Here is a 22,296-nt window from a genome sequence, read left to right on the forward strand (position 1 = left end):
GGGCGGTCGGGCCGCCCCCGACGGTGTCTCGTCGCCGCTGCCGGGCCCGGGCTCTCGCGATCACCGGACGACCTCCAGCACGGCCGCGACGCCCAGCCCGCCGCCGACCGCGGCCGTCGCGAGGCCGAGCGTCCCGGCCGGTGCGCCCGCGCGCACGAGCCGGGAGAACAGCCGCACGACCGACACGGCGCCGCTCGCGCCCCACGGGTGCCCGAGCGCGAGCGCGCCGCCGTCGGCGCAGACCCGTGCGTCGTCGTCGGGGTCGCCGAGCGGGTCGAGGCCGAGCGCGTCCGTCACCGCGAGGACCTGCGCGGCGAACGCCTCGACGACCTCGACCGCCGCGACGTCGTCGAGCCGCGCGCCCGCGCGGTCCAGCGCGGCGCGCACGGCGGGGACCGGGCCCCACCCGGGCAGCGCGGGGTCGCAGCCGACCGTCGCCGACGCGAGAAGGCGCAGGCCGGGGGCGCCGAGGCCGCGCCGGACGCGCTCCGGCACGACCGCGACGGTCGCCGCGCCGTCGCTCACCGGGCTCGCGGTGGCGGCGGTGACGGTGCCGTCGGACGTGAACGCGGGGGACAACCGGGCGAGCACCGCGGCGTCGAGGCGCCGCGCGCGCTCGTCGCGCACGAGCGACCTCCCGGGCGCGCCGACCCGGACGGTCTCGGCCGCGAACCGCCCGGCGGCCTGCGCCGTGAGGGCGCGCGCGTGGCTGCGCAGCGCGTACGCTTCCTGGCGCTCGCGGGTCACGCCGCGGCGGCGCGCGAGCTCGTCGGCGGCCGCGCCCATGCCGGGGTCGGCCCACGGCGTCGGGGCGAACGCGGCCCGCGCGTACGGCACGTCGCCCCAGGCCGTGCGGTGGGCGCGGGCGGGGGCGCGCGACGCGCTCTCGGTCCCGCCGGCGAGGACCAGGCGGGCCTCGCCCGCGCGGACCTGCTGTGCGGCGAGGAGCACCGCCGCGAGACCGGACGCACACTGGCGGTCGACGGTGAGGCCGGGGACGGTGATGCCCAGGCCCGCGGCGAGCGCCGCGACGCGGGCGACGTTCCCGCCCGGCCCGGTGCAGCAGCCCAGCAGGACGTCCGCGACGTCGTCCTCGACCCCCAGCGCGCGCGCGTCGCCGTGCGTCGCGCCGAGAGCCGCGGCCGCGAGGTCGACCTCGGACAGCGACCGGTGCCCGTGCCCGGCCGTCCCGACCCACGTACGGCGCGCCGCGACCACGACGGGCGCGTCGTCCGGCGCACCTCGGTCCGGGCTCATCGCAGCGGCTCCAGGCCCGACCGCGCGGGGTCGGTCCCGCGCAGGGCCTCGCTCACGGCCCCGCGCGCGGGCTTGCCCGACGGGGTCCGGGGGAGGGCGCGCGTGCCGTACCAGCGCCGCGGCCGCTGCGCCGGGGCGAGCGCCGCACGCGCGACGCGCTCCAGGTGGGCGCGCAGCCCCGGCCGGTCGTCGCACTCCACGACCGCGCTCACGACCGCGCCGAGGCGGCGGTGCGCGGTCCCGAGGACGACGACGTCCCGGACGCCCGGCACGGCGCGCAGCACGACCTCGACGTCCTCGGGCACGACGGTCGACCCTCCGGTGAGGATCGCCCCGTCCCCGCGGCCGCGCAGCACGAGCCCGGCACGGGCCGCCCCGACGGGCGCCGGCGCCGACGCGGGCGCGGCGCCCGTCGCGGGCTCGGGCAGGGGGTCGGCGAGGTCGCCGACGGTGCTCCACGCGCCGTCGCGGCGCAGCGGGCCGGTGGCGCGCGCGAGGTATCCCCGCGAGACCCAGGGCGAGCGGACCCAGACCTCGCCGACGCTCGCCGCGGGCAGCGGCCGTACGGCCAGCTCGACGCCCGGGAACGCGCGCAGCCCCGACCCGTCTGGGTCGTACGCGACGAACGACAGCTCGACCGCGCCGTAGTACGCGAGCACGTCGATGCCGAGAGTCGCCGCGCGCGACCGCGCCCCCGGGGGGAGGGACGCGCCGCCGACGACCGCGTGCCGCAGCCGCGACGGCGCTCCCGCCGCGACGGCGTCGAGCACGTCGTCGAGGACCTGCGGCACGAGGTGCACGACGTCGCTGCTCGCGAGCGCGGAGGTCGTGGCCGCCGGGGTGCGCGTGAGGTACGCGCACGCCCCGACGGCGAGCGTGTGCACGGCGGCGAAGCAGGAGAGGGACGACGCGAGGGGCCCCGGGACGAGCACGGTGTCCGTAGGGCGGAGGCGGAGGAGCCGCGTGACGTCGTCGAACGACCCCGCCCACGACGCGCGGGTGCGCACGACCGCGCGCGGCCGGCCGGTGCTGCCCGACGAGAACCCCGCCCACGCGAGGTCGTCCGGGGCGGGCGCGTGGCCCGCGCCGGGGCTCGCGCCCCCCTGCGGGGCGAGCCCCGGCACGAGGTCGGGGACGGCGCCGGTCCCGCGGGGCAGCGGCACCTCGACGAACGTGCGGGGGGCCAGCGTGCGCAGGACCTCCGCGCGGTGCGCGCGCGGCCACGCCGCGTCGCACACCAGCGGCGTCGCGCCGGCGTGGTCGGCGGCGAGGACCGCCGTCAGCAGGTCCAGCGGGTCGGGCAGGGACACGGCGACGACGTCGCCGGGACGCGTGCCCGTCGCGGTGAGGTACGTCGCGCCCGCGCGCACGTCCGCGGCGAGCGCGGCGTAGGTGCGCGACCGCTCGGGGGTGCGCAGGGCGGGACGGTCGCGCACCGCCGGGTCGGCGGCGTGCGTCAGGACCTGGTGGGCGACGGGCACGCGGACACTCTCGCAGGTGTCAGGAGGAGGCGCGGTCGGCGGCCGCGCGACGGCCCGCGGAGCGGCCCGACCGCCGCGCGGCCGGGTAGGCCCGCACGACGCCGACGGTGATCGCCGCGGCGGCCAGCGCCTTGAGGACGTCACCGGGCACGAACGCGAGGGAGAGCTGCGCGGTGGTCGTGAGCGGCACCCCCGTGACGATCGACTGGACCGGCACGCCGAACGCGTAGACCACCGCGACCCCGCCGACGAGGCACGCGACGAGCACGCCGACGACCGTCACCCGGCGCAGCCGGTCGACGAGGATGCCGACGACCATCGCCCCGGCGAGGAACCCGACCAGGTAGCCGGCGGACGGACCGACGAACGCCCCGAGGCCGCCGCGCCCGCCCGCGAGGACCGGGAGCCCGGCCGCCGCGAGCGCGAGGAACGTCGCGACGGCGAGCGCGCCGCGCCACGCACCGAGGATCGTGCCGGCGAGCATGACGCCGAGCGTCTGGAGGGTAAGGGGGACGGCGTTCCCGAACAGGGCGAGCGACCCGGGCATGCCGAGCGCCGCGATCAGCGCCGCGAACGTCGCGACGCGCGCGGCGTCGCCCGCGTCGAGCGCGAACCGGCCGCGGCGGGCGGGGTCCCCGGCGGCGGCCGAGGCACGGACGAGCGTCGGGCTCTCGGTCACGGTGTCGTGCGGGGCGTCGGTCACGTGCGGCTCCTCGGTCGGGGTCGGGGTCGGGGTCGGGGTCGGACGGCGACGACGGGCTCCCCCTGGGGGTCACCGCCTGTGCCGTCGACCCCACTCTCCCGTCCCCGGTGCCTGCCGGGCGAGGCGCGGCGCGACCACGCGGCCCGCGGATCGTTGCCGGTTCGCACAACCCGTTGGAGGTTCCGCACAACCCGCCTGGGACACGACGACGCCCCGCCCGGAGGAAACCTCCAAGCGGGGCGTCGGTCGTGCGGGGAGGAGGGGTCAGACCTCGCCCGGGAGCGCCTTGCGGACGACGAGGCGCGTCCACGCGCCGAGGTACACGCGGTCGCCGTCGGACAGCTCGCGTCGTTGCCCGGCGGGGATCGGGTCGGTCGGCAGCGGTTCGCCCGCGGGGCTCACGTAGGTCCCGTTCGACGACTGGAGGTCCTCGACCCACCACCGCTGGCCGTCCGTGCTGAGCTGGCAGTGCCGGCGTGAGACGCCGGTGTCCGCGCCGCAGTCGACCTGCGGGTGGATGCCCCGCGACACCGACGGGCGCCCGACGAGCACGCTGCGCTCGCGCAGCACGACGAGGCCGGGCAGGCCCGCGGAGGGCATGGGGTCCTCGGGCTGCTGCGCGGTGTACCAGTCGGGGTCGATCCAGATCTCGACGACCCACTGGTCCGGACCGGGGACCGGGGGCGTCGGCAGGTGGGTGCCCGACGTCGCCGGCTCGCCCGGGGCGGCCGGCTCGCCCGCGGCACCCGCCCCGGGTGCGGGGGGCGCGGTCGAGGTGGGCAGCGGGGGCGGCGTCGACGACGACGCCGGGGTCGCTGCGGAGGCCGGCAGCGGGGGCGGCGTGGAGGCCGAGGGCGTGCTCGGGACGGGGGCCGCGGGCGGCGTGGGGCGCGACGGCGGGTCGAGCGAGAGCGCGGACGGCGGATCGACCGGGTCGGGCAGGGCGCCCGTCGTGAAGTCGTAGCCGCAGTTCTCGCAGAACAGCGCGCCGCCGGGCGCCGGCGACCCGCAGTTCGGGCACTGGACGGGCTGGGTCGTCGCGGGCACGGCCGTGGCGCCGCCCGGCGCGGGCGTCGAGCCGCTCGGCGCGGACGCGACGGGGGTCGACGCGGCGCCGATCGGCTCGCCGCACACGTCGCAGTAGTCGGTCGACTCGGACGGGTGCCCGTTGGGGCAGACGACGGCGCTCACCGGCGGACCCGGGTCGTCTTCGTCGAGGCGGTGTCGAGCGCCATCTCGTCCAGGGTGGAGGTGTTGCGCTTGAGGCGCACCGTCCCCTGCTCCTCGTTGTCGATGTCGACGACCTTGCGCAGGCGCGACGTCGCCTCGTCGTTGCCCGTCTGCTGGGCGAGCTGCACGGCGCGCCCGAGCTTGACGGTCGCCGTCGCCTCGTCGCCCGACGCCTTGGCCGCGAGGCCCTCCTGGATGGCCGCGGCGAGCTCGGTCTGGCCCGTGTAGTGCGCGACCTCGGGGTTGATGCGCGTGGTGAGCGACTCGTCGTCGGACCACTTGGCCTTGACCAGGCCGGAGGAGACGACCTCGCCGTTGACCGCGAGCTGGACGCGTGCCGCGAGCTGCTCGGAGCCGACCGGCTTCGACGCGACGCGCACGGCGACGTGGTAGTCGCGCGACTCGTCGCCCCACGAGCCGGTCGGGTAGGAACCGGTGAGCGGATTGACCTCGGCGCGGCGGTGGGTCAGGTCCTCGACGGTCGGCGCGACCTGCCGCACGAAGAGCACCTGGGAGCCCTGCGGGGCCCAGACGCGGAGGTCGGCCGAGGCCACGCCGCGGGCCATGGAGGCCTGCATGAGCTTCTCGAAGTCCGCCGCGATCTCGTTCGGGTCCGCGATGAGGTCCACCGTGCCGAGCAGCGCGGTCGAGATCTCGCGCAGCTCGTCGACCTGCCAGCGCGAGCCGACACCGCGCGCGTCGCACTGGAAGTGGCCGGTGACGTCACGGACAGCGGCGGACAGGTTCGCGCGCGGCTCCGACTCGTTCTTGCCGTCCGTGAGGAGGATCGCGTGCCGCTGCGCCGCCTGGGGCACCGTCGCGAACAGCTGGTCCGCGAGGCGCAGCCACGTGCTCATCGCCGTGCCGCCGCCGGGCGTGAGCATCGAGATCGCGCGCTTCGCCTCGGCGCGCGCGCCCGGCTCCATCTGGACCATCGCCATGCGGGCGTTGGGGTAGGGGAAGACGCGGTTGGCGACGTGGCTGCCGCCGACGATCGCGAACCACGTGCCGTCGAGGATCTGGTCCACGGCCACCTGGGCCGCGTGCTTCGCGGCCTCCATGTTCCGGCCCGACATCGACCCGGACGTGTCGACCATGATGATCTCGGCGACCCCGCCCGCGCCGCCGACGCTCCCCGCGCTCCCGGCCCCCGTGCACGTCACGGTGACGATCGCGTGGACGTCCGTCGCGCCCTCGGACAGGAACTCGTTCTGGTAGACCTCGGCGGCGAACTCGGCCATGGGGGCTCCTTCGGTGGTGCGGGTGTTCGTGCAGGCTATCGGGTCGTGCGCGGGTCGCGCGTGGGTGGGGTCGCACCGCGGCGCGAGGCCCGCGTCAGGTGGTGGGGACGGTCGTCTCGAGGTCAGGGTCGAGCTCGGGGGAGTCCGGGTCCGAGGACCTGTCGAACCGCGCGAGCGTGGCCGTGATGTTGTCGCGGCCGCCCTGGGCGTTCGCCCAGTCCACGAGGGCGCCCGCCACCGTCTGCGGGTCGTGGCCGACCCGCTCCTGGGTGGCGTGGAGCAGCGCCGCGAGGTCGGCGGCGGGGGAGCAGTAGTTCCACAGGCCGTCGGAGCACACCAGCACCCAGCCGTCGCGGTCGGGGAACGTCGCTGCCGTCCGGGCGACGGGGTCCGGGGCGTCGGGGCCGAGCCAGCGCGTGATCGCGTGGGCCTGGGGAGAGCTCTCCGCCTGGGCGCGGGGGATGCCCTGCGCCATCATCTCCTGCGCCCACGAGTCGTCGACGCTGAGCTGGTGCGCCTCGCCCGTGTCCGGGATCCAGTAGGCGCGCGAGTCGCCCACCCAGCCCGTGACCACGAGCGGGCCGTCCACGACGGCGGCGACGAACGTGCACGACGGCGGGTTCTCGCGGTCGGCCATCGCGCCCACGGTCGTCAGGATCGCGTCCTGCGCGGCGCGCGAGGCGTCCCCGACGAGCGCCGACCAGGCGGCGACGCGCGCCGTCGGCTCGCCGACGACGGGGGAGGACCCCTCCGGGGCGCCCGCCGCGAGCACGTCGCGCGCCGCTCGCGCGGCCGCGAGGCTCGCGACGTCGGAGTCGGGCGCGGAGGAGACGCCGTCGCACACGACGAGCGTGGCGAACGCCCGGTCCGCCACGGCGGACGGGCTGGCGGCGAGCGCCATCGCGTCCTCGTTGCGGGAGTGCCGCACGCCGCGGTCGCACACGCCGGCGACCCACGTCGCGGGCCGCTCGGCCCAGTGGTCGCGCTCGGAGGCGGCCGGCTCGCCGCACTCCGTGCAGTACCCGTCCTCGGCGACGCGGCCCCCGCACCGCACGCACGGTCGGGCGCCGGGGCCCGTCGCGCCGCCCGGCGCGGTCCCGTCGCTCGCCGGGGAGCCGTCCGCGGCCGAGCCGTCCGGGAGCATCGACCGTTCCGCCCCGGGACCGGCCGACGCGCCGTCCGCGGGGTCCCCGTCCTCCAGGTCCCCGGCCTGCGGGAGCGGGGCGAGCGCCGTGCCGCACGCCTCGCAGAACCGCGCCCCCTCGGGCGACGGCTCGCCGCACGCAGGGCACGCGAGCAGCGCGGGCGGTGCCGGGACGGCCTGGTCGGGCACGGCCTGGTCGGGCACGGGTGCCGGGGCGTCGCTCATCGGACCGTCCACCGCCGCACCTCGTTCGCGCGGTCGACGAGCGTGATGCGCTCGTCGCGCGAGTCCGTGAGCGACGCGAGCTCGCGGTACGCGCCCTCGAGGGCGTCGCGCAGCGCGGGCTCGTCGGCGGGGACGCCCGCGATGCGCGTCGTCGGCTCGGGCCCCGACCGCGTGACGGTCTCGAGCGCGGAGCGCAGCACGCCGACGGACAGCTCGGCGCGCTCGCGGGGCGCGATCGACACCGCGGAGACGCTCGCCATCGCGTCCGCGAGCGCGGGCAGGCCGCGCCCCGACTCGGCGAGCAGGTGCGCGCGCAGGGTGCGGGACTCGACGTACGACCCGCGCGTCGGCCCGACGAGGTCCAGCGCGTGCAGGGCGCCGTCGAGGTCGCCGCGCGCCTCGCGGATGCGCATGAGACCGAACGCGGCGGGCGCGGTGTAGTTGGCGTCGGTGCGCGCGCAGATCACGTAGAGCGACTCCGCGATGTCCGGCTCGCCGCTCAGCTCGCAGGCCGCGGCGAGCGCGAGCTTCGGTGCGAGCTCGCCGGGCACCTGGCCGTAGACCGCGTTGAACGAGGCGCGCGCGGCGACCGGGTCGCCCTGCGCGAGCTCGCCGAGGCCCCCGAGCCACGCGGCGCGCCACTCCCACGGGTCGTCCGCGAGGATCGTGCCGATCGTGCCACGCAGCACGTCGAACCGGCCCGCCTCGATCGCCGCGCGGGCGCGCGCGAGGTGCACCTCGACCGTGTCCTCGGGCGCGTCGGCGAGCGCGGCGAGGCGCGCGTCCGGGTCGACGACGTTGACGCCGGCGAGCCAGCTCGCCATCGGGTCGTGGTCGTCGCGGCGCAGCGTGGGGAGCTCGTCCCACGCGAGCGGACGGGCCGCCACGTCGGCGACCGGGGCCTCGAACAGCACCGACGCCGCCGAGTGCAGCGCCGGGTTGCCCGGCCCGGCGTCGGCGGCCACGACCTCGCGCAGCACCCCGAGGAGCTGGGTGCGCATCTCGTCGGCGGTCGCGAAGCGGTCCGCCGGGTCGAGCGCGCACGCCTTGGCGAGCAGCCGGTAGAACGAGTCGTACTGCTGGAACACGGGCGTGTCCGCGACGGGCGGCAGCGACGCGACGTACGTCGTCGTGTTGCCGCGGAAGTCGAGGACGAGCGTCGCGAGCGTGCGGCCGATCGTGTAGATGTCCGACGCGGTCGACGGACCGACCTCCGCGACCTCGGGCGCCTGGTAGCCCACGGTCCCGAAGATCGCCGACGTGAGGTCGTCGCTGCGGCGCACGCCGCCGAGGTCGATGAGCTTGACGCCGTCGCCCTGCTGGATGACGTTCTCGGGCTTGAAGTCGCAGAACAGCAGGTTGTGGTCGTGCAGGTAGGCGAAGGCCGGGAGGATCGCGAGCACGTAGGCGAGCGCCTGGTCGACCGGCATCGGGTCGATGACCCCGTTGTTGGTCTCGCGGCGCTCCTGGAGGATCTCCTTGAGGGACTCGCCGCCGACGTACTCCATCACGGTGTAGCCCGCGCCGTCGTGCATCGCGAAGTTGTAGATCTCGACGATGAGCGGGTGCTCGACCTCCGCGAGGAACTGTCGCTCGGAGATCGCGGCCGCGTAGGCGTCCGGGTCGCCCGAGTTGAGCAGGCCCTTGAGCACGACCCACCGGCCCGACACGTTCTGGTCGCGGGCCAGGTAGATCCAGCCGAGGCCGCCGTGCGCGAGGCAGCCCACGACCTCGTACTGCCCGCCGACCAGGTCGCCCGGCACGAGCTGCGGCGTGAAGTCGAACTTGTTGCCGCAGTGCGGGCAGAAGCCGGAGGTGCGGCCGGGCTGGCCGTCGCGACCGCGGCCGACCTTCTCGCCGCACGCGGGGCAGAACCGCTTGCGCTCCGCGACCTCGGGCACCGCCATGACGGACTGGAGCGGGTCGCGCGCGGGGACGGACGGGACGGTCGTCAGGCCCGCGCCGAGGCCGCGGCCGCGCAGGCGCGTCGAGGACGTGCCGACGCGTCGCGTCGCCTTCGAGCCGGTCGCGGCGGTGCGCGCCGAGCCGAGCGCGGCCGTGGCGAGGCGGCTCGAGCTCGTGCGGCCCGTGCGGGTCGAGCGCTCGGCGTCGGGGTCCGCGCCCGCTGCCGACCCGGTACCGGGGCGACCCTGGACGAAGCCGGTCCCGAGCATCGCGGACGGCGACGCGGCGGCGGCCGTGCCCGGCGCCGGCGCGCCGGTGGTGCCGGTAGAGGTCCCCGTCGGCGTGCCGCCGGAGCCGCCCGCGGGCGTGCCGCAGACGTTGCAGTAGCCGTCCTCGATGGTGCCCGGGCAGCCGGGCTCCGAGCACGGGACGGTCGCGGTGGTGGTCACGACGACGCTCCTTCCGGGGTGGGCAGGTCGCGGGTGAGGAACTGGTACTGCTCGACGAGGAAGCGGGCGAGCGTCACGTCGCACGGCACGGCCTCGACCGCGTCACGCGCCTCGACGTGGCCGGAGCGCACGGTGGGCGACGCCGAGCGCCCGTTGGCCCGAGCCTTCGCCGCGAGCCGCTCGAGGCTGTAGCGCAGCTCGGCGCGCTCGCGCAGGGGCCGCGTGTAGGCGTCCTCGACGGTCTCGACGGCGCGGGCCACGGTCGCGAGCCGCGCCGCGTAGGCGTCGAGCTCGAACCGTGAGTCGGGGACGGGTCCGAGCCGCGAGACGTCGGGGACCGCGAGCCGCGGCGGGTGCGCGATCTCGCGCCGGCAGCGGGCGACGAGCTCGCGCAGCGCGGGCTCGCGGGCCTCCAGCGCCTCGCGCTGCTCCTCGGTCCGCGCGCGGTCGCGGCGCAGCTCGCGACGCTGCGCCGACGCGACGATGAGATCGCGCTCGGCCCGCGCGACCTCGGCCTCGAGCTCCGCGAGCGGGCCCGAGACGTCGGCCCCGCGCGCGGCCTGGGCGACGAGGTGGTCGAGGCGCCCGCGCAGGGTCTCCACGCGGCCCCGCGCGTCCGCGTCGGAGCCGGCCAGGTCCTCGCAGCGCACGAGCTCGGCGCGCACGCCGCGCAGGCGCGCGACCTGGTCGGCCGTGTGCGGGTCGAACGACAGGCGGGTGCGGAGCTGGACGACGAGTGCGTCGCACAGCTTCACCGCCTCCACCAGCGAGACGAGCGCGGCGCCCGACCCGGAGTCGAGGCGCCCCCAGACGAGCTGGGAGATCTTCTCGCGCGCGACGGCGTCCGCCCGGCCCGAGTCCCAGACGGGCCGGATCTCGTCCGCGCGCGTGCGGATCGCCTGCCAGAGCGAGAGCGCGAGCACCAGGTCGGCCGTGTAGACGTCGGGCGTCGCGGCGGCCTGCGCGGCGGCGTCGAGCCGGTCGAGCTCCGTGCGCCGCTCGTCGAGCCACGTCTCGAGCGCGGCGAGGTACGCCAGGAGGTCGGCGGCGGGGATCGCCTCGCCGAGCCGTCCCGGCGCCTCGGGTGCGGTCGTGCGGGTCACGGCGTGCGGCCGTACACCGCGGTCGGCGGGGTCGGGGCCGGGCCGAGCCCGCCGAGCCACTCGCCGTAGATCGCGGCCCAGCGCCCGTCGGACTTCATCTGCTCGAGCACGCCGTTGACGAACCGCACCATGTCGACGTTCTGCGCGGGGACACCGATGCCGTAGGGCTCGTCGCTGATCGCCTCGCCGACGACCTTCGCGTACGGGTCCTGCGCCGCGAAGCCGGCGAGGATCGTGTCGTCGCCCGTGATCGCGTCGACCTTGCCCTGCTGGAACAGCACGAGGCACTGCGTGTGGGTCGTGGCGGGGACGGGCTCGATGCCGGAGAACTGCTCGAGGCGCGTGAGCGTCGTCGTGCCCTCGGGCGCGCACACGCGCTGGCCCTCGAGGTCCGCGATGCCGCTCGCGGTCGAGTCGCGCGTGACGAGCACCTTCTGGCCGGCGTGGTAGTACTCCGCCGAGAACGCGATGGACTCCCACCGCTCGCAGTTGATCGTGAACGCGCGCGCGACCAGGTCGACCTCGCCCTGCTCGAGCACCTCGAGGCGCTGGCCCGACGTGATGACACGGAACGTGAGCCGGTCGGGGTCGCCGAAGATCGCGCGCGAGATCTCGTGCAGCACGTCGATGTCGAAGCCCTCGATCTGGCCCGACAGCGAGTTGCGCGCGCCCATGAGGAGCGTGTCGGCCGAGACGCCCACGATGAGCGAGCCGCGGTCGCGGATCGCGGCCATGGTGCTGCCGCCGGGCAGGGCGTCGGGTCCGGGCAGCGCGCCCTCGGGCGCGTACGAGGCGAGGGGGTCGGCGCACTCGGCGGGGGCCGCCGGCGCGGTCGGCGCCTCCTCGGCGGCCTCGTCCTGCGGCGCCTCGGTGAGGCGGAGGTCGTCCGCGCCGGAGGGACCCGAGCACGCGGCGAGCGCGAGCACCGCGGCGAGCCCTGCGGCGACGACGCCGCCGCGGCGCCGGCGGGCACCGGCGCGACGGCTGCGGTCAGGGGTGGCGAGCGTCGTGGTCACCGGTACTCCTCCAGTCGTGCGGTCACGCCGCGCCACGCGAGCAGCGCCGCGACGAGGCCCGCGACCAGCAGGAGCCAGCCCGCCACGGTCGCGGTCGTCGCCGCGCCGTCGAGGCGCTCGCTCGTGGCGGCCGCGTTCGTCTCGATGTCGCCGCGCGCGGACGCGGAGAACGCGTCGAACGCGGCGTTGGGGCTCTCGGGGTCCGTCGCCGTGGCGAGGGCGACGGCCTCGTCCCACTGGCCCGCGTCGTCGAGCGCGCGGATGTCCGCGTGCCGGGTCACCCACGCGTCGAGCGCCTGGGCGGTCGACCCGTCGAGGATCCCCTCGGACGCCGCGGTGTCGAGCCGCGCCGTGGCGTCGTCCGTCGCCGTGACGAACGCCTCCTCGTACGCCTGCCCGGACCCCCGCTTGATGAGCGTGAACGCCTCCATCGACTTCGCGTCGTTGGCGAGCGAGTAGGCCTGGGACGCGGCGAGCGTCGCGGCGTACGGACCGGTGCGGACGTCCTGCGCGCGCGAGCTCGCCTGGGCCAGCAGGACCGTGGACACGATGCCGACGACGAGCACGACGGCGGTCCCGACGGCGAGGCCGACGTTGAGCACGCGGTGCGTACGGCGTGCGAGCCAGACCTGGCTCACGACGAGCACCGCGAGCCCGACGAGCCCGCCCGCGAGCACCCACAGCGCGTTGCGGACGCCCGAGAAGTCCGCCGCGACACGGTCGGCGTCGTCGAGCACGACCTCGTCGAGCGCGGGCAGCATCTGCTCGCGCAGGATGGTCGACGCCTGGTCGAGGTACGCCGAGCCGACCGGGAAGCCTTGGCGGTTGTTGGCGCGCGCCTGCTCGACGAGGCCCGTGTAGACCGTGAGGTCGGCCGCGACCTGGCCGAGCAGCTCCGCATCTCCCTCGTTGCTCCCGGAGAGCGTGGCGAGCCCGCTCGCGGCCTGGTCGACGAGGTCGTCGTACCGGGCACGCTGGTCGGCGGGCTCGAGGCCGCCGACGAGGAACGCGCCGGTCGCCGTCGCGTCCGCCGCGACGAGCGCGTTGCGCACCTCCTGGACCCCGACGAGCTGCGCGGTGTCCTCGCTCGCGGCCTCGAGCGCCCGGGACTGGACGCTGCCCGCCTGGAAGCCGAGCACGCCGAGCGCGACGGCGGCGAGCACGCACAGCGCCATGACGAGCCGCAGCTTGCCGGGCGTGCGGCGGAGCGCACCACGGGCGCGGGACACGCCCGCGCTCGGTGCTCCGCTCGGGGTGCCGACCGGGCCGGGCGCGCTGCCCGGCGCGGGGCCGCCCGCGGGGACGATCTGCTGGCCCGCAGGGCGGACCGGGGTGGTCGTCATGCGTTCTCCTCGGCGGTGGAGGGGGCGGTCTCGGGTGCGTCGTCGGTGGGCACGTCCGTGGTCGGGGCGTCCGCGGTCTCCGGCGGGTCGAGCGTGGCGAGCAGCGCGGGGGCGCCCTCGCCGTCGACCACGTCGACCGGCAGCAGGAGGCGGAGCTCGTCGATCGTCGGCGCCTCGGTGTCCTTGAGGCGCCACGCGTGGCGCGCGATCGCGCCGTCGAGCACGTTGCGCGCCCAGCGCGCGTTGCCGAAGCCCTCGCTGCGCGGCTGCGCCGCGGCGAGGCGCGCGAACACGTCGAGCGCCTCGGGCGTCGGCTCGAAGTCGGACTTCGCCGCCATGCCCGCGAAGATGTCGCGCAGCTCGGCGTCGGCGTAGTCCTCGAACGTGATGGTCGTGGAGAACCGCGACTCGAGGCCGGGGTTCGTGGCGAGGAAGTCCGCCATCGGCCCGGGGTAGCCCGCCACGATGACGACGAGCTCGTCGCGGTGGTCCTCCATGTCCTTGACGAGCGTGTTGATCGCCTCGGCGCCGTACTGGTCCTCCGCGAGCCCGTACGCCTCGTCGACGAACAGCACGCCGCCGAGCGCGGTGGCGACGACCTCGGACGTCTTCACCGCGGTCTGGCCCAGGTAGCCCGCGACGAGCTCGGAGCGGTCGACCTCGACGAGGTGGCCCTTCTCGAGCAGCCCGAGCGCGCGGTAGATCCCCGCGACGAGGCGCGCGACCGTCGTCTTGCCCGTGCCGGGGTTGCCGAGGAACACGAGGTGACGCGTGAGCGTCGGGCGGGTCAGGCCGGCCTCCGTGCGCAGCTTCTCGACGCGCAGCAGCTCGGTCTGGCGGTGGATCTCGTCCTTCACGCGGGTGAGCCCGGTGAGCGCGTCGAGCTCGGCGAGCAGCTCCTCGATCGAGCGGGGAGGCTCCTCCTCGGACGCGGCCTCGGTCGTCGTCGCCGCCTCGGTGCGTGTGGCCGTCGCGTCGGCGCCCCCCGTGGGCGGGCCGGTCTGCGTGCCCGACGCCGTCGTGCTCGACGGCGCGGACGTCGGGCCGGGCGCCTCCGCGGCCGGGCGGGCGCCGAGCGCGTCGAGGATCGACGCGACGGACGGGACCTCGGGCGCAGGCCGGTGGAGGGCGTCGAGCGAGCCCTGCGCGGCGAGCAGGTCGCCGAGGTCGAACGGGTCCACCCCGCCGGACGCCGAGCGCGCGGCGACCGGGCCGCCGGCGGCGGGCGCCGCCGTCGGGTCCGACGAGGGCCGGCCGGCACCCGGGGCCGGTACCGGAGAGCCGCCCGACTGCTGGACGGCGGCCGTGGCCGCGGCGACCCCGGCCACGTGCGGGCCGGGGGAGCCGAGGTGCGCTGCCGCTCGTGCGACGTCGGCGAGCGCCTGCCCATAGGCGACGGCGTGCTTCGAGCGGGCCGCACCGAGCGCGGCGCGGACGTCCGTCGGGGACGTGCGCCAGCGCCGGGCGCTCGACGCGGCGGTGAAGAACGCGCCCGTCGCGGCGGGGTCGTGCCCGAGCGCCGCGAGCCACGCCGCGGGCGCCCCGGGGGAGGACTCGGCGACGGCCGCCGCGAGGCGGGCACCCTCGTCGCGCGCCGCCTCCTCGTCCACGCCCGCGGCGCGCGCCACGGCGTCCAGCGCGTCGAGCGCCGCCGCGAGGCTCGGGGTCACCGGGCCGGTCATGGTGCCTCCAGTCGTCCGGGCTCCGACGTCGGGCCGCTCGGAGGCTGGGGTGTGCCCTGGCCGGCCCCGGGGTCCAGCGCGATCGACGAGTCACGGAACTTCTCCGCGAGGAACGCGCCGTGCGCGACGAGCGCGGCGGCGTCGGCGCGCGAGACCGCGTCGGAGATCTTGTCGAGCGTGACGCCGAGCAGGTCGAGCTGGTCGCACAGCAGCATGAGCGACGTCTTGCCCTGCGCGACGACCCGCCGGTCGGCGAAGTCGCGCGGCAGGCGCAGGTACGCGCCGACGGCCTCGGGCAGGTAGCTCGTGGCCGTTGCGACGACGGTGTGCGCCTGCTGCGACCCGCCGCCGAGGCGGTCGAGGCGCGGCACCATCTCCTCGACCGTGCCGGTGATGCGGTGCACGCGCGCCGTGACGGCCGGCGGCACGCGGCCCTCGATCTGCTGCTCCACGCGCTCGACCGAGGTGAGGATCTCGGCCGACGTCGGCGGGGCGGGCAGCTCGAGCGCGGGCTCGGGCGCGGAGGACCGGCCGCCGAGGCGGCCGATCACGTCGGAGAACCAGCCCATCTAGCTCGGGGTCCGATCTGTGGTGCGGGGAGCGGCGGTCAGGCCGCGGGAGGACGGGGGGCGTGCGTCGCCAGGGGTCACAGGCGCCCGATGTCGAGCGAGCCGTTACCGACCTGCGACTGGTCCGAGCGGCGCGCGCGGTCGAGGTACTCGTTCGCCTTGGTCGTCTCGGTCTCGAGCACCCCGATCGTCTGCGCCATGGAGTCGAGCGCCTGCGTCTTGAACGTCGAGATCGAGTCGAGCGTCGCGTAGATGTTGGCGAACGCCTGCTGGAGCTGCGGGAGCCCGACCGTCGCGCTCGCGGCCTGCTGCTGGATGCTCGCCGACTGGTCGGCCAGCATCTTCGAGGTCGAGGCGATCATGTTCGACGTCGTCGTGTTGAGCGCCGTGATCTGGTCGAGCACGAGCTTCTGGTTCGCGAGCGCCTGCGCCACGATGACGGCCGTGCGCAGCGCCGAGACCGTCGTCGTCGTCGCGCGGTCGACGCCCTTGATGAGCTCGACGTTGTTCTTCATGATGATGTCCATCGCGAGGTAGCCCTGGATGGACACCGCGAGCTGCGTGAGCAGGTCCTGGTGCTTCTGGCGGACGTAGAACAGCACGTCCTCGCGCAGCGCCTGGGCGCGCTCGGGGTCGCTCGCCTCGAGCTCGGCGATCTTCGTCGAGAGCTCGGTGTCGAGGCGCTCGGCGATGAAGATGTACTGGTTGAGGCGCGCCATCGAGTCCCAGAGGTTCTGCTTCTCGAGGTTGAGCGCGGCGTTGTCCTTGCGGAGCTCGTCCTGACCGTTGTAGAGCGACTGGACGATCGCGTTGAGCTGCTTCTGCGAGCTCTCGTAGCGGCGGAAGTAGTCCTGGAGCTTCCCGCCGAACGGGATGAGGCCCAGGAACTTCTTGCCCACGCTCGCCTCGCTGGGGTCGAGGTCCTCGACCGTGCGGCGCAGCTCGAGCAGCGACTTGCTCACCTTGGAGCTCTCGGAGACGCCGCCCTCGCGCAGCTCCCGGACCGGCATCTCGAGCATGCGGTTCGAGACGTCGGAGGCCGCGCGGATGTCCTTGTCGCCCATCTTGCGGATGTCGTCGGCCTTCGCCGCGAACTCGGGCGAGCGCGTGTCCGTCGCGAGGAGCTGGTCGAGGTAGGAGGAGACCTTCGACTGGAGGCCGGGGATCGCGGCCTCGTCGACGCGGGGCGCGAGCGACGGCGCCTGCGTGGTGGCGACGGGCTTGACGGGCTCCGGGGCGCTGAGCGTGAGCGTCTCCGTCGGGGCGGGGGGCTGGAGCGGTGCTGCCTCGGTCATGTCTGTCCTTCGCTCGTGCGTGCCGTCGGACGCCGTCGGTGGCGGGTGGGGCGCCCTCGCGAGCTCCCCCTCGACCCGGGCGAACCGGGCGGAACCGGCCTGCGCCGGTCGGGCGAGTATATCTACGGCGGGTGGCTCGATCTTTACCCTTTCCGGGGATCGGGAGGGTGAGAACTCCCCATGCCAGGACCAACGTCCGGGCGGCCGATGAGTTCCGCCCGCCCGCGCCGTCGTCCGTCTGCGAGAGTTCGCTGCGCACGCCCTCCGCGGACGTGCGCGCCGCCGTCGAGGAAGGGACGTCAGATGCAGCTCGCCGGGAAGAACGCGGTGGTCTACGGGGCCGCGGGGTCGATGGGATCGGCGGTGAGCCGCGCCTTCGCCGACGCGGGCGCGCGCATCTTCCTCGCGGGACGGACAGCCGCCACGCTCGACGCGCTCGCGGAGGAGATCCGCGCCGCCGGCGGGCAGGCGCACGCCGCCGTCGTCGACGCGACGGACAAGGAGTCGGTCGACGCGCACGCGGCAGGCGTGGTCGAGCAGGCGGGGAGCCTCGACGTGTCGTTCAACGCCGTCGCCTACGACGTGCTCCAGAACGTCCCGCTCGTCGACATGTCCCTCGAGGACTTCGTGGCGCCGATCGTGTCCGCGACGACCACCCACTTCCTCACCGCGACCGCCGCGGCGCGGCACATGGTCGCCCAGGGGTCCGGGGCGATCGTCATGCTCTCGTCCACGGCCGCGCGGGAGTCGCGTCACGAGATGGGCGGGTTCAGCCTCGCGTGCGCGTCGATCGAGACCCTCGTGCGCAGCCTCGCCGGCGAGGTCGGCCGCCACGGCGTGCGGGTCGTCGGGCTCCGGCCCAACTTCACGCCCGAGACCGTCGGCGCGCCGGACGACGACCTGCCCATGCTCGTGAAGGACACGCTGCTCGGCCGCCTGCCCCGCCTGTCCGAGGTCGCGGGCACCGCTGTCTACCTCGCGACCGACGCCGCGGGTGCGACGACAGGGGTCGTCGTCGACCTCTCGTGCGGGGCGATCGTGTGAGCGCCGGCACCGTACCCGGCCCCGCCCACGTCCCCGAGGCCGCTCGCGTGCTCGTCGCGGGACCGCACGTCGCGCACCTCGCGACGGTCCTGCCCGACGGCGGCCCGCACGTCGTGCCGCTCTGGGTCGGCTGGGAGGGGGACCGGCTCGCGTTCCTCACCGGCCCCGGCTCGCGCATGGCCCGCAACCTCGCGCGCGACCCGCGCGTCGCGGTGTCCGTGACGGAGACCGGGAACCCGTACGTCATGGCGACCCTGCGCGGGCGCGTCGTCGAGGTGCTCGACGGCGACGCGGGCTGGGCGGTCGTCGACCGCCTCTCCGTCCTGTACACCGGCGGCCCCTACCCGCGCGGGGAGGAGCGGCACGCCTACCTGGTCGAGGTCGACCACGCGACGGCGCCGTCGTTCGGCTGAGGAGTGGTGCCCCGAGCAGGACTCGAACCTGCAACCTACGGATTAGAAGGCCGTTGCTCTATCCATTGAGCTATCGAGGCGCGCGCCCATCGTAGTGGGCGTCGGGCGTGCTCGGGAGGTGGAGGCCGTGGTGGCGGACGTGCAGGTGGGGTGGTCGCGCGTCGTGCGGCGCGTGCGTTTGGCGGGGCCCCCGGCAGCCGTCACTATGAACCAGTGAGAACCCCAGACGCCGCCACGAGCGACGCGAGCCCCGCCGCGCCCGGCCGGTCGCCGGGCTCGTGGCGGCCCGCGCAGGCGACCGAGGAGCTCGGTGTCACCGTCTACGACGTCGCGCGCGACCTGCGCCGCGACGTGGCGGACGTGCGCCTCCCGCTCACGATCGACGGCGCGGAGGGGTCGGACGCCTCGCGGCGCCGTCTGCTCACGCAGCTCGACGAGCACCTGCTGCCGCGCCTGCGCGAGCTGTCGTCGCCGGCGATCGTCGTGATCGCGGGGTCGACGGGCGCGGGCAAGTCGACGCTGTACAACTCGCTGCTCGGCGAGGAGGTGTCGCAGGCGGGCGTGCTGCGGCCCACGACGCGCGAGCCGGTCCTCGCGTTCAACCCGCTCGACGCGGACGTGATCGTCGAGGGCCCGGTGACGCGCGTCGCGCGCGTCGTCGACCACGACGGCGTCCCCCGCGGCACGGGCCTGCTCGACGCCCCGGACCTGGACTCGCTCCTCTCGGAGAACCGGGACACCGCGAGCCTGCTGCTCGAGGCGGCGGACCTGTGGCTGTTCGTCACGACCGCCTCGCGCTACGGCGACGCGCTGCCCTGGCAGGCGCTGTCGCGCGCGAAGGAGCGCGGCGCGAGCGTCGCGATGGTGCTCAACCGTGTCCCGCGCGAGACCCTCACGACGATCCGCGGCGACCTGCTGCAGCGCCTGCGCGACCACGGCATGGACGGGACCCCTCTGTTCGTGGTGCCCGACGTCGGGCCGCACGAGGGGCTGCTCGACCGCTCGGTCGTGGCGCCGGTCGCGCGCTGGCTGACGATGCTCGCGGGCCCGGACCGGTCGCGCGCGGTGATCGTGCGCACGCTCAAGGGGGCGCTCGGCGCGCTGCCCGCGTGGGTCACGGGCGTCTCGGACGCGGTGGAGCAGCAGGTGGAGGCCGCGGTCGACCTGCGCTCGGCGACGGAGAAGGCGGTCCCGCCCGTGCGCGACGCCGCGCGGCAGGCCGTGCTGGACGGTGCCGTCGCGCACGGGTCGCTCGAGGCGCGGTGGGCCCAGGTGACCGGCGCCGAGCGCGTGGACCGCGTCAAGGTGCGCGGCGGCGTGGTCCGGTCGTCCAAGCGGCGCGGACGCGCGCGCGACCTCGTGCTCGCCCCGCTTCTCGAGGAGACGCGCGACGCCGCGCACCGCACGCTCGCCGCGAACGGCGTCCTGGCCCACGAGGCGCTGCGCGTCGCGCTCGACGGCGACCGGCCGCTGCCGGGCGCCGCCGACGTCCTGCCGACCGAGGAGGACGCCGCGGCACGGCGCGAGGCCTCGGCCACGACCCAGGTGCTCCAGTGGTCCCGGCGGGCCGAGCAGGTCGTCTCCGAGCTGGCCGCCCCGGCGGCGAGCGAGCCCGCCCGCGCGGCGGTCAAGGCGTTCGGCGAGACCGGCCTGGCCGCGCTGCTGCTCGCGGGCGCCGCCGGGAGCGACGACGCGGCCCGCCTCGTGCGGACCGTGCTCGCCGACACGGGCGACGACGCGCTCGCGGCGCTGCGCGAGGACCTCGCCGACCGGGCCGCGACCATGGTCGAGCGCGAGGCCGAGCCCGTCCTCACCGCGCTCGCCGACCCCGCGCTCGCCGCGGACGCCGCCGTCGGGCTGCGCCTACGACTCGCCGAGCTGAGGAGGCTCATGTGACGTCCCACGACGCCCAGCTGCGCGCCCGGGTCGACGACCTCGCGCGCGCGGTGGACCTCGCGGGCGACCGCCTCGACCCCGCGGTCGCGGCCCAGGTGCGCGACGCGATCGGGGGCGTGCGCGAGCGCCTGGCTCTCGGCGTCGACCACACGGTCGTCGCGCTCGCAGGCGGCACCGGGTCGGGCAAGTCGAGCCTGTTCAACCGCGTCTCCCGGCTCGACTTCGCGGACGTCGGCGTGAAGCGCCCGACGACGGCGCGCGTCACGGCGTGCTCGTGGAGCGGCGCGGCGACGGCCCTGCTCGACTGGCTCGCCGTGGACCCGGAGCGCCGGATCACGCGCGACGGCGAGCTCGACGCCGAGGACGAGGCGGCGCTCGGCGGCCTCGTCCTGCTCGACCTGCCGGACCACGACTCGATCGAGCCCGCGCACCGCGACGTCGTCGACCGGGTGCTCCCGCTCGTCGACCTGCTCGTGTGGGTCGTCGACCCGCAGAAGTACGCGGACGACGCGCTGCACTCGGGCTACCTCCAGAAGTCCACGGGGCTCGAGGGGTCGATGGTCGTCGCGCTCAACCAGATCGACACCGTCCCCGAGGCGCGCCGCGCGGCGCTCGTCGAGGACATGGGGCGGCTGCTCGAGGAGGACGGGCTCGACGGCGTCTACGTCACGACCGTCTCCGCGCGCACGGGCGAGGGGCTCGACGAGCTGCGCTCGCTGCTCGAGCAGGCCGTCGCGCGGCGCAGCGTCGCCGCGAGCCGCGTCGCGGGCGAGCTCGACCGGGCCGGCGCGCTCCTGCTGGAACAGCTCCCGGGGGACGTCCCGTGGACCATGAGCACGGCCGTCGAGGAGGAGGTCGACGCGCTCGCCGACGCGACCGGCCTGGCCGCCGTCGCCGGCCAGGTCGGCGCGGCGGTGCGCAACGGCTACGGCCGCCCCGAGTTCTCGCCCCCGCAACCGGACGCCGTCGCGCTCTCGCGCTCGCGCTGGCTCGCGCGTGCAGGGCGGTCGCTGCGACCGGGGTGGCAGAAGGCGCTCGACGACGCGGTCGCGCCGTCGGGCAAGGTCGCGGAGGCGACGCGGTCCGCGCTCGCGAAGATCCCCCTCGACACGCGCGGTCCGTCGTCGTCGCGCCCGACGCGGCGCGCGGCGTGGGTCGCGCTTGCGGTCGGGGTCGTCGCGGGCGTGCTCGCCGTCCTGGGCTCGTTGCGCGTGCTCGACCTCGGGCGGACGCTCGTCACGGTGTGCGCGATCGTCGCGGCGGTCGCCGTGCTCGGCGCGGTGGTGGCGTTCCTCGTCGCGCTCCAGGTGCGGCGCACCCTCGCGCGACGCCGCGAGCAGCAGGTGCTCGCCTCCGGCCGCGGAGCGATCGAGCGCGTCGTGCAGGACGCCATGGGCAAGCCGACCCAGGCGCTCCTCGACACCCACCGCCAGGTCCGCGAGCTGGCACAGTCCGCCCGGGACAAGGCTCCGGCGGCGCCGCTCACCGGGGCGCTACGGCTACCCACAGGCCCGGATCTGGGGGTCCCGTCCACAGGCGAGGGCACGACGACGGACGGCGCCGCCGCTCCGACAGCACCCTGAGGCGGTGGCCGGGACCAGCCCGGCCGCCGACCTCAGGAGGAACCATGCCCGGTGACGTCACGGTCACGCTGTCCGGCTTCGTCGCGACCACGCCCACGCTGTTCCGCTCGCAGTCGGGCAACGACTTCACGAGCTTTCGCATCGCCCAGACACGCCGCTACCTCGACCGCGAGCGCGGCGAGTGGGTCGACGGCCGCACGCTGTGGTTCACCGTGAAGGCGTGGAAGCACGTCGCGCGCAACGTCGCGCTGTCCCTGCACAAGGGAGACCCCGTGGTGGTCACGGGGCGCCTCTCGCTCGACGAGTGGGACGGCCCCGACGGCCCGCGCACCAGCCTCGTCGTGGAGGCCACGGCGCTCGGCCCCGACCTGACCCTCGGCGAGGCGCGGTTCGCCCGCACCGTCCACCGGAGGGAGGACGACGGCGCGCGCCGGGGCGAGGCGGCCGGCGTCGCCGCGACCGGGACCACCGGTGGCGGGGGCGGGGCGGACCCCTCGTCCGGCGGACCGGGCGCCACGTCGCACGACGGCACCGGGTTCGAGGGCGGGCCGTTCGACGGGCGCGCGCTCGACGACCCGTGGACCCTCGCGGACGCCGGCACGGCGCTCGCGGGCGAGCCCCGCGAGGAGTCCGAGGCCGACCCCGAGGCGGACCCCGAGACGAGGGACGACGCCGACGTCGAGTCCGGCGCGCTGGCGTCCGCCTGAGCGGCTGCGT

General features: G+C 76.3%; 18 protein-coding genes and 1 tRNA gene. 5 read left to right on the plus strand and 14 right to left on the minus strand.

Going from position 1 to position 22,296, the window contains the following annotated elements:
* Positions 1-60: 60 nt before the first annotated feature.
* The 13 genes from ACN9MS_RS07775 to ACN9MS_RS07835 form a co-directional block, all read right to left on the minus strand.
* Positions 61-1,257 carry a thiolase family protein gene (locus ACN9MS_RS07775; protein WP_426311406.1) on the minus strand — a complete coding sequence of 399 codons (1,197 nt, stop codon included), beginning with the start codon at positions 1,255-1,257 and terminating at the stop codon, positions 61-63.
* A complete protein-coding gene (locus tag ACN9MS_RS07780) occupies positions 1,254-2,738 on the minus strand; it encodes a class I adenylate-forming enzyme family protein (RefSeq protein WP_426311407.1) in 1,485 nt (494 codons plus the stop codon). Before ACN9MS_RS07780 ends, ACN9MS_RS07775 begins: the two co-directional genes overlap by 4 nt.
* A 19-nt stretch (positions 2,739-2,757) precedes the next feature.
* A complete protein-coding gene (locus ACN9MS_RS07785; RefSeq protein WP_426311408.1) occupies positions 2,758-3,441 on the minus strand; it encodes a biotin transporter BioY in 684 nt (227 codons plus the stop codon).
* 264 nt (positions 3,442-3,705) lie between these two features.
* The gene (locus ACN9MS_RS07790) at positions 3,706-4,632 is read right to left on the minus strand and encodes an FHA domain-containing protein (RefSeq protein WP_426311409.1); all 927 of its coding nucleotides are present in this window, start codon (positions 4,630-4,632) and stop codon (positions 3,706-3,708) included.
* Entirely contained in the window at positions 4,629-5,912 is a 1,284-nt protein-coding gene (locus tag ACN9MS_RS07795; RefSeq protein ID WP_426311410.1) for a VWA domain-containing protein, read from the minus strand. The genes ACN9MS_RS07790 and ACN9MS_RS07795 overlap by 4 nt, the downstream gene beginning before the upstream one ends.
* 94 nt (positions 5,913-6,006) lie before the next feature.
* Positions 6,007-7,281: a protein phosphatase 2C domain-containing protein gene (locus ACN9MS_RS07800; RefSeq protein WP_426311411.1), complete on the minus strand. Its 1,275-nt coding sequence runs from the start codon at positions 7,279-7,281 to the stop codon at positions 6,007-6,009.
* Positions 7,278-9,635 carry a tetratricopeptide repeat protein gene (locus ACN9MS_RS07805; RefSeq protein ID WP_426311412.1) on the minus strand — a complete coding sequence of 786 codons (2,358 nt, stop codon included), beginning with the start codon at positions 9,633-9,635 and terminating at the stop codon, positions 7,278-7,280. Before ACN9MS_RS07805 ends, ACN9MS_RS07800 begins: the two co-directional genes overlap by 4 nt.
* Positions 9,632-10,738, minus strand: coding sequence for a hypothetical protein (locus ACN9MS_RS07810; protein ID WP_426311413.1), 1,107 nt, complete (start codon positions 10,736-10,738; stop codon positions 9,632-9,634). The genes ACN9MS_RS07805 and ACN9MS_RS07810 overlap by 4 nt, the downstream gene beginning before the upstream one ends.
* Positions 10,735-11,754, minus strand: a complete 1,020-nt coding sequence (locus ACN9MS_RS07815) for a glutamate ABC transporter substrate-binding protein (RefSeq protein ID WP_426311414.1) — start codon at positions 11,752-11,754, stop codon at positions 10,735-10,737. Before ACN9MS_RS07815 ends, ACN9MS_RS07810 begins: the two co-directional genes overlap by 4 nt.
* Positions 11,751-13,097 (minus strand): hypothetical protein, encoded by a 1,347-nt coding sequence (locus tag ACN9MS_RS07820; RefSeq protein WP_426311415.1) that lies wholly within the window; start codon positions 13,095-13,097, stop codon positions 11,751-11,753. Before ACN9MS_RS07820 ends, ACN9MS_RS07815 begins: the two co-directional genes overlap by 4 nt.
* The gene (locus ACN9MS_RS07825) at positions 13,094-14,779 is read right to left on the minus strand and encodes an AAA family ATPase (RefSeq protein WP_426311416.1); all 1,686 of its coding nucleotides are present in this window, start codon (positions 14,777-14,779) and stop codon (positions 13,094-13,096) included. The genes ACN9MS_RS07820 and ACN9MS_RS07825 overlap by 4 nt, the downstream gene beginning before the upstream one ends.
* A complete protein-coding gene (locus ACN9MS_RS07830) occupies positions 14,776-15,348 on the minus strand; it encodes a hypothetical protein (RefSeq protein ID WP_426311417.1) in 573 nt (190 codons plus the stop codon). The genes ACN9MS_RS07825 and ACN9MS_RS07830 overlap by 4 nt, the downstream gene beginning before the upstream one ends.
* Before the next feature lie 77 nt (positions 15,349-15,425).
* Positions 15,426-16,643: a toxic anion resistance protein gene (locus ACN9MS_RS07835; RefSeq protein WP_389277466.1), complete on the minus strand. Its 1,218-nt coding sequence runs from the start codon at positions 16,641-16,643 to the stop codon at positions 15,426-15,428.
* Between the two features lie 303 nt (positions 16,644-16,946).
* Here ACN9MS_RS07835 and ACN9MS_RS07840 point away from each other — a divergent pair, with 303 nt between their 5' ends.
* Complete coding sequence (locus tag ACN9MS_RS07840) at positions 16,947-17,687, plus strand: SDR family NAD(P)-dependent oxidoreductase (protein WP_426311418.1); 741 nt, start codon at positions 16,947-16,949, stop codon at positions 17,685-17,687.
* Complete coding sequence (locus ACN9MS_RS07845; protein ID WP_426311419.1) at positions 17,684-18,100, plus strand: PPOX class F420-dependent oxidoreductase; 417 nt, start codon at positions 17,684-17,686, stop codon at positions 18,098-18,100. Before ACN9MS_RS07840 ends, ACN9MS_RS07845 begins: the two co-directional genes overlap by 4 nt.
* Positions 18,101-18,104: 4 nt before the next feature.
* On the opposite strand, the gene ACN9MS_RS07850 is transcribed toward ACN9MS_RS07845, so the two are convergent.
* Positions 18,105-18,180: transfer RNA gene (locus tag ACN9MS_RS07850), tRNA-Arg, on the minus strand.
* A 133-nt stretch (positions 18,181-18,313) separates the two neighbouring features.
* Here ACN9MS_RS07850 and ACN9MS_RS07855 point away from each other — a divergent pair.
* The 3 genes from ACN9MS_RS07855 to ACN9MS_RS07865 are packed head-to-tail and all read left to right on the plus strand — an operon-like array spanning position 18,314 to position 22,286.
* Positions 18,314-19,996, plus strand: coding sequence for a GTPase (locus tag ACN9MS_RS07855; protein ID WP_426311420.1), 1,683 nt, complete (start codon positions 18,314-18,316; stop codon positions 19,994-19,996).
* Positions 19,993-21,579, plus strand: a complete 1,587-nt coding sequence (locus tag ACN9MS_RS07860; protein ID WP_426311421.1) for an ABC transporter — start codon at positions 19,993-19,995, stop codon at positions 21,577-21,579. The genes ACN9MS_RS07855 and ACN9MS_RS07860 overlap by 4 nt, the downstream gene beginning before the upstream one ends.
* A 44-nt stretch (positions 21,580-21,623) precedes the next feature.
* A complete protein-coding gene (locus ACN9MS_RS07865; protein ID WP_426311422.1) occupies positions 21,624-22,286 on the plus strand; it encodes a single-stranded DNA-binding protein in 663 nt (220 codons plus the stop codon).
* Positions 22,287-22,296: the final 10 nt, after the last annotated feature.

Origin of the sequence: Cellulosimicrobium sp. E-16, from assembly GCF_049913115.1 — a bacterium.
GTDB lineage: Bacteria > Actinomycetota > Actinomycetes > Actinomycetales > Cellulomonadaceae > Cellulosimicrobium.

Bases quoted from the DNA above. Each gene is read 5' to 3' on its own strand.
- ACN9MS_RS07820 (WP_426311415.1), bottom strand. From the start codon at position 13,097: ATGACGACCACCCCGGTCCGCCCTGCGGGCCAGCAGATCGTCCCCGCG.
- ACN9MS_RS07775 (WP_426311406.1), bottom strand. From the start codon at position 1,257: ATGAGCCCGGACCGAGGTGCGCCGGACGACGCGCCCGTCGTGGTCGCG.
- ACN9MS_RS07830 (WP_426311417.1), bottom strand. From the start codon at position 15,348: ATGGGCTGGTTCTCCGACGTGATCGGCCGCCTCGGCGGCCGGTCCTCC.
- ACN9MS_RS07840 (WP_426311418.1), top strand. From the start codon at position 16,947: ATGCAGCTCGCCGGGAAGAACGCGGTGGTCTACGGGGCCGCGGGGTCG.
- ACN9MS_RS07835 (WP_389277466.1), bottom strand. From the start codon at position 16,643: ATGACCGAGGCAGCACCGCTCCAGCCCCCCGCCCCGACGGAGACGCTC.
- ACN9MS_RS07825 (WP_426311416.1), bottom strand. From the start codon at position 14,779: ATGACCGGCCCGGTGACCCCGAGCCTCGCGGCGGCGCTCGACGCGCTG.
- ACN9MS_RS07800 (WP_426311411.1), bottom strand. From the start codon at position 7,281: ATGAGCGACGCCCCGGCACCCGTGCCCGACCAGGCCGTGCCCGACCAG.
- ACN9MS_RS07795 (WP_426311410.1), bottom strand. From the start codon at position 5,912: ATGGCCGAGTTCGCCGCCGAGGTCTACCAGAACGAGTTCCTGTCCGAG.
- ACN9MS_RS07865 (WP_426311422.1), top strand. From the start codon at position 21,624: ATGCCCGGTGACGTCACGGTCACGCTGTCCGGCTTCGTCGCGACCACG.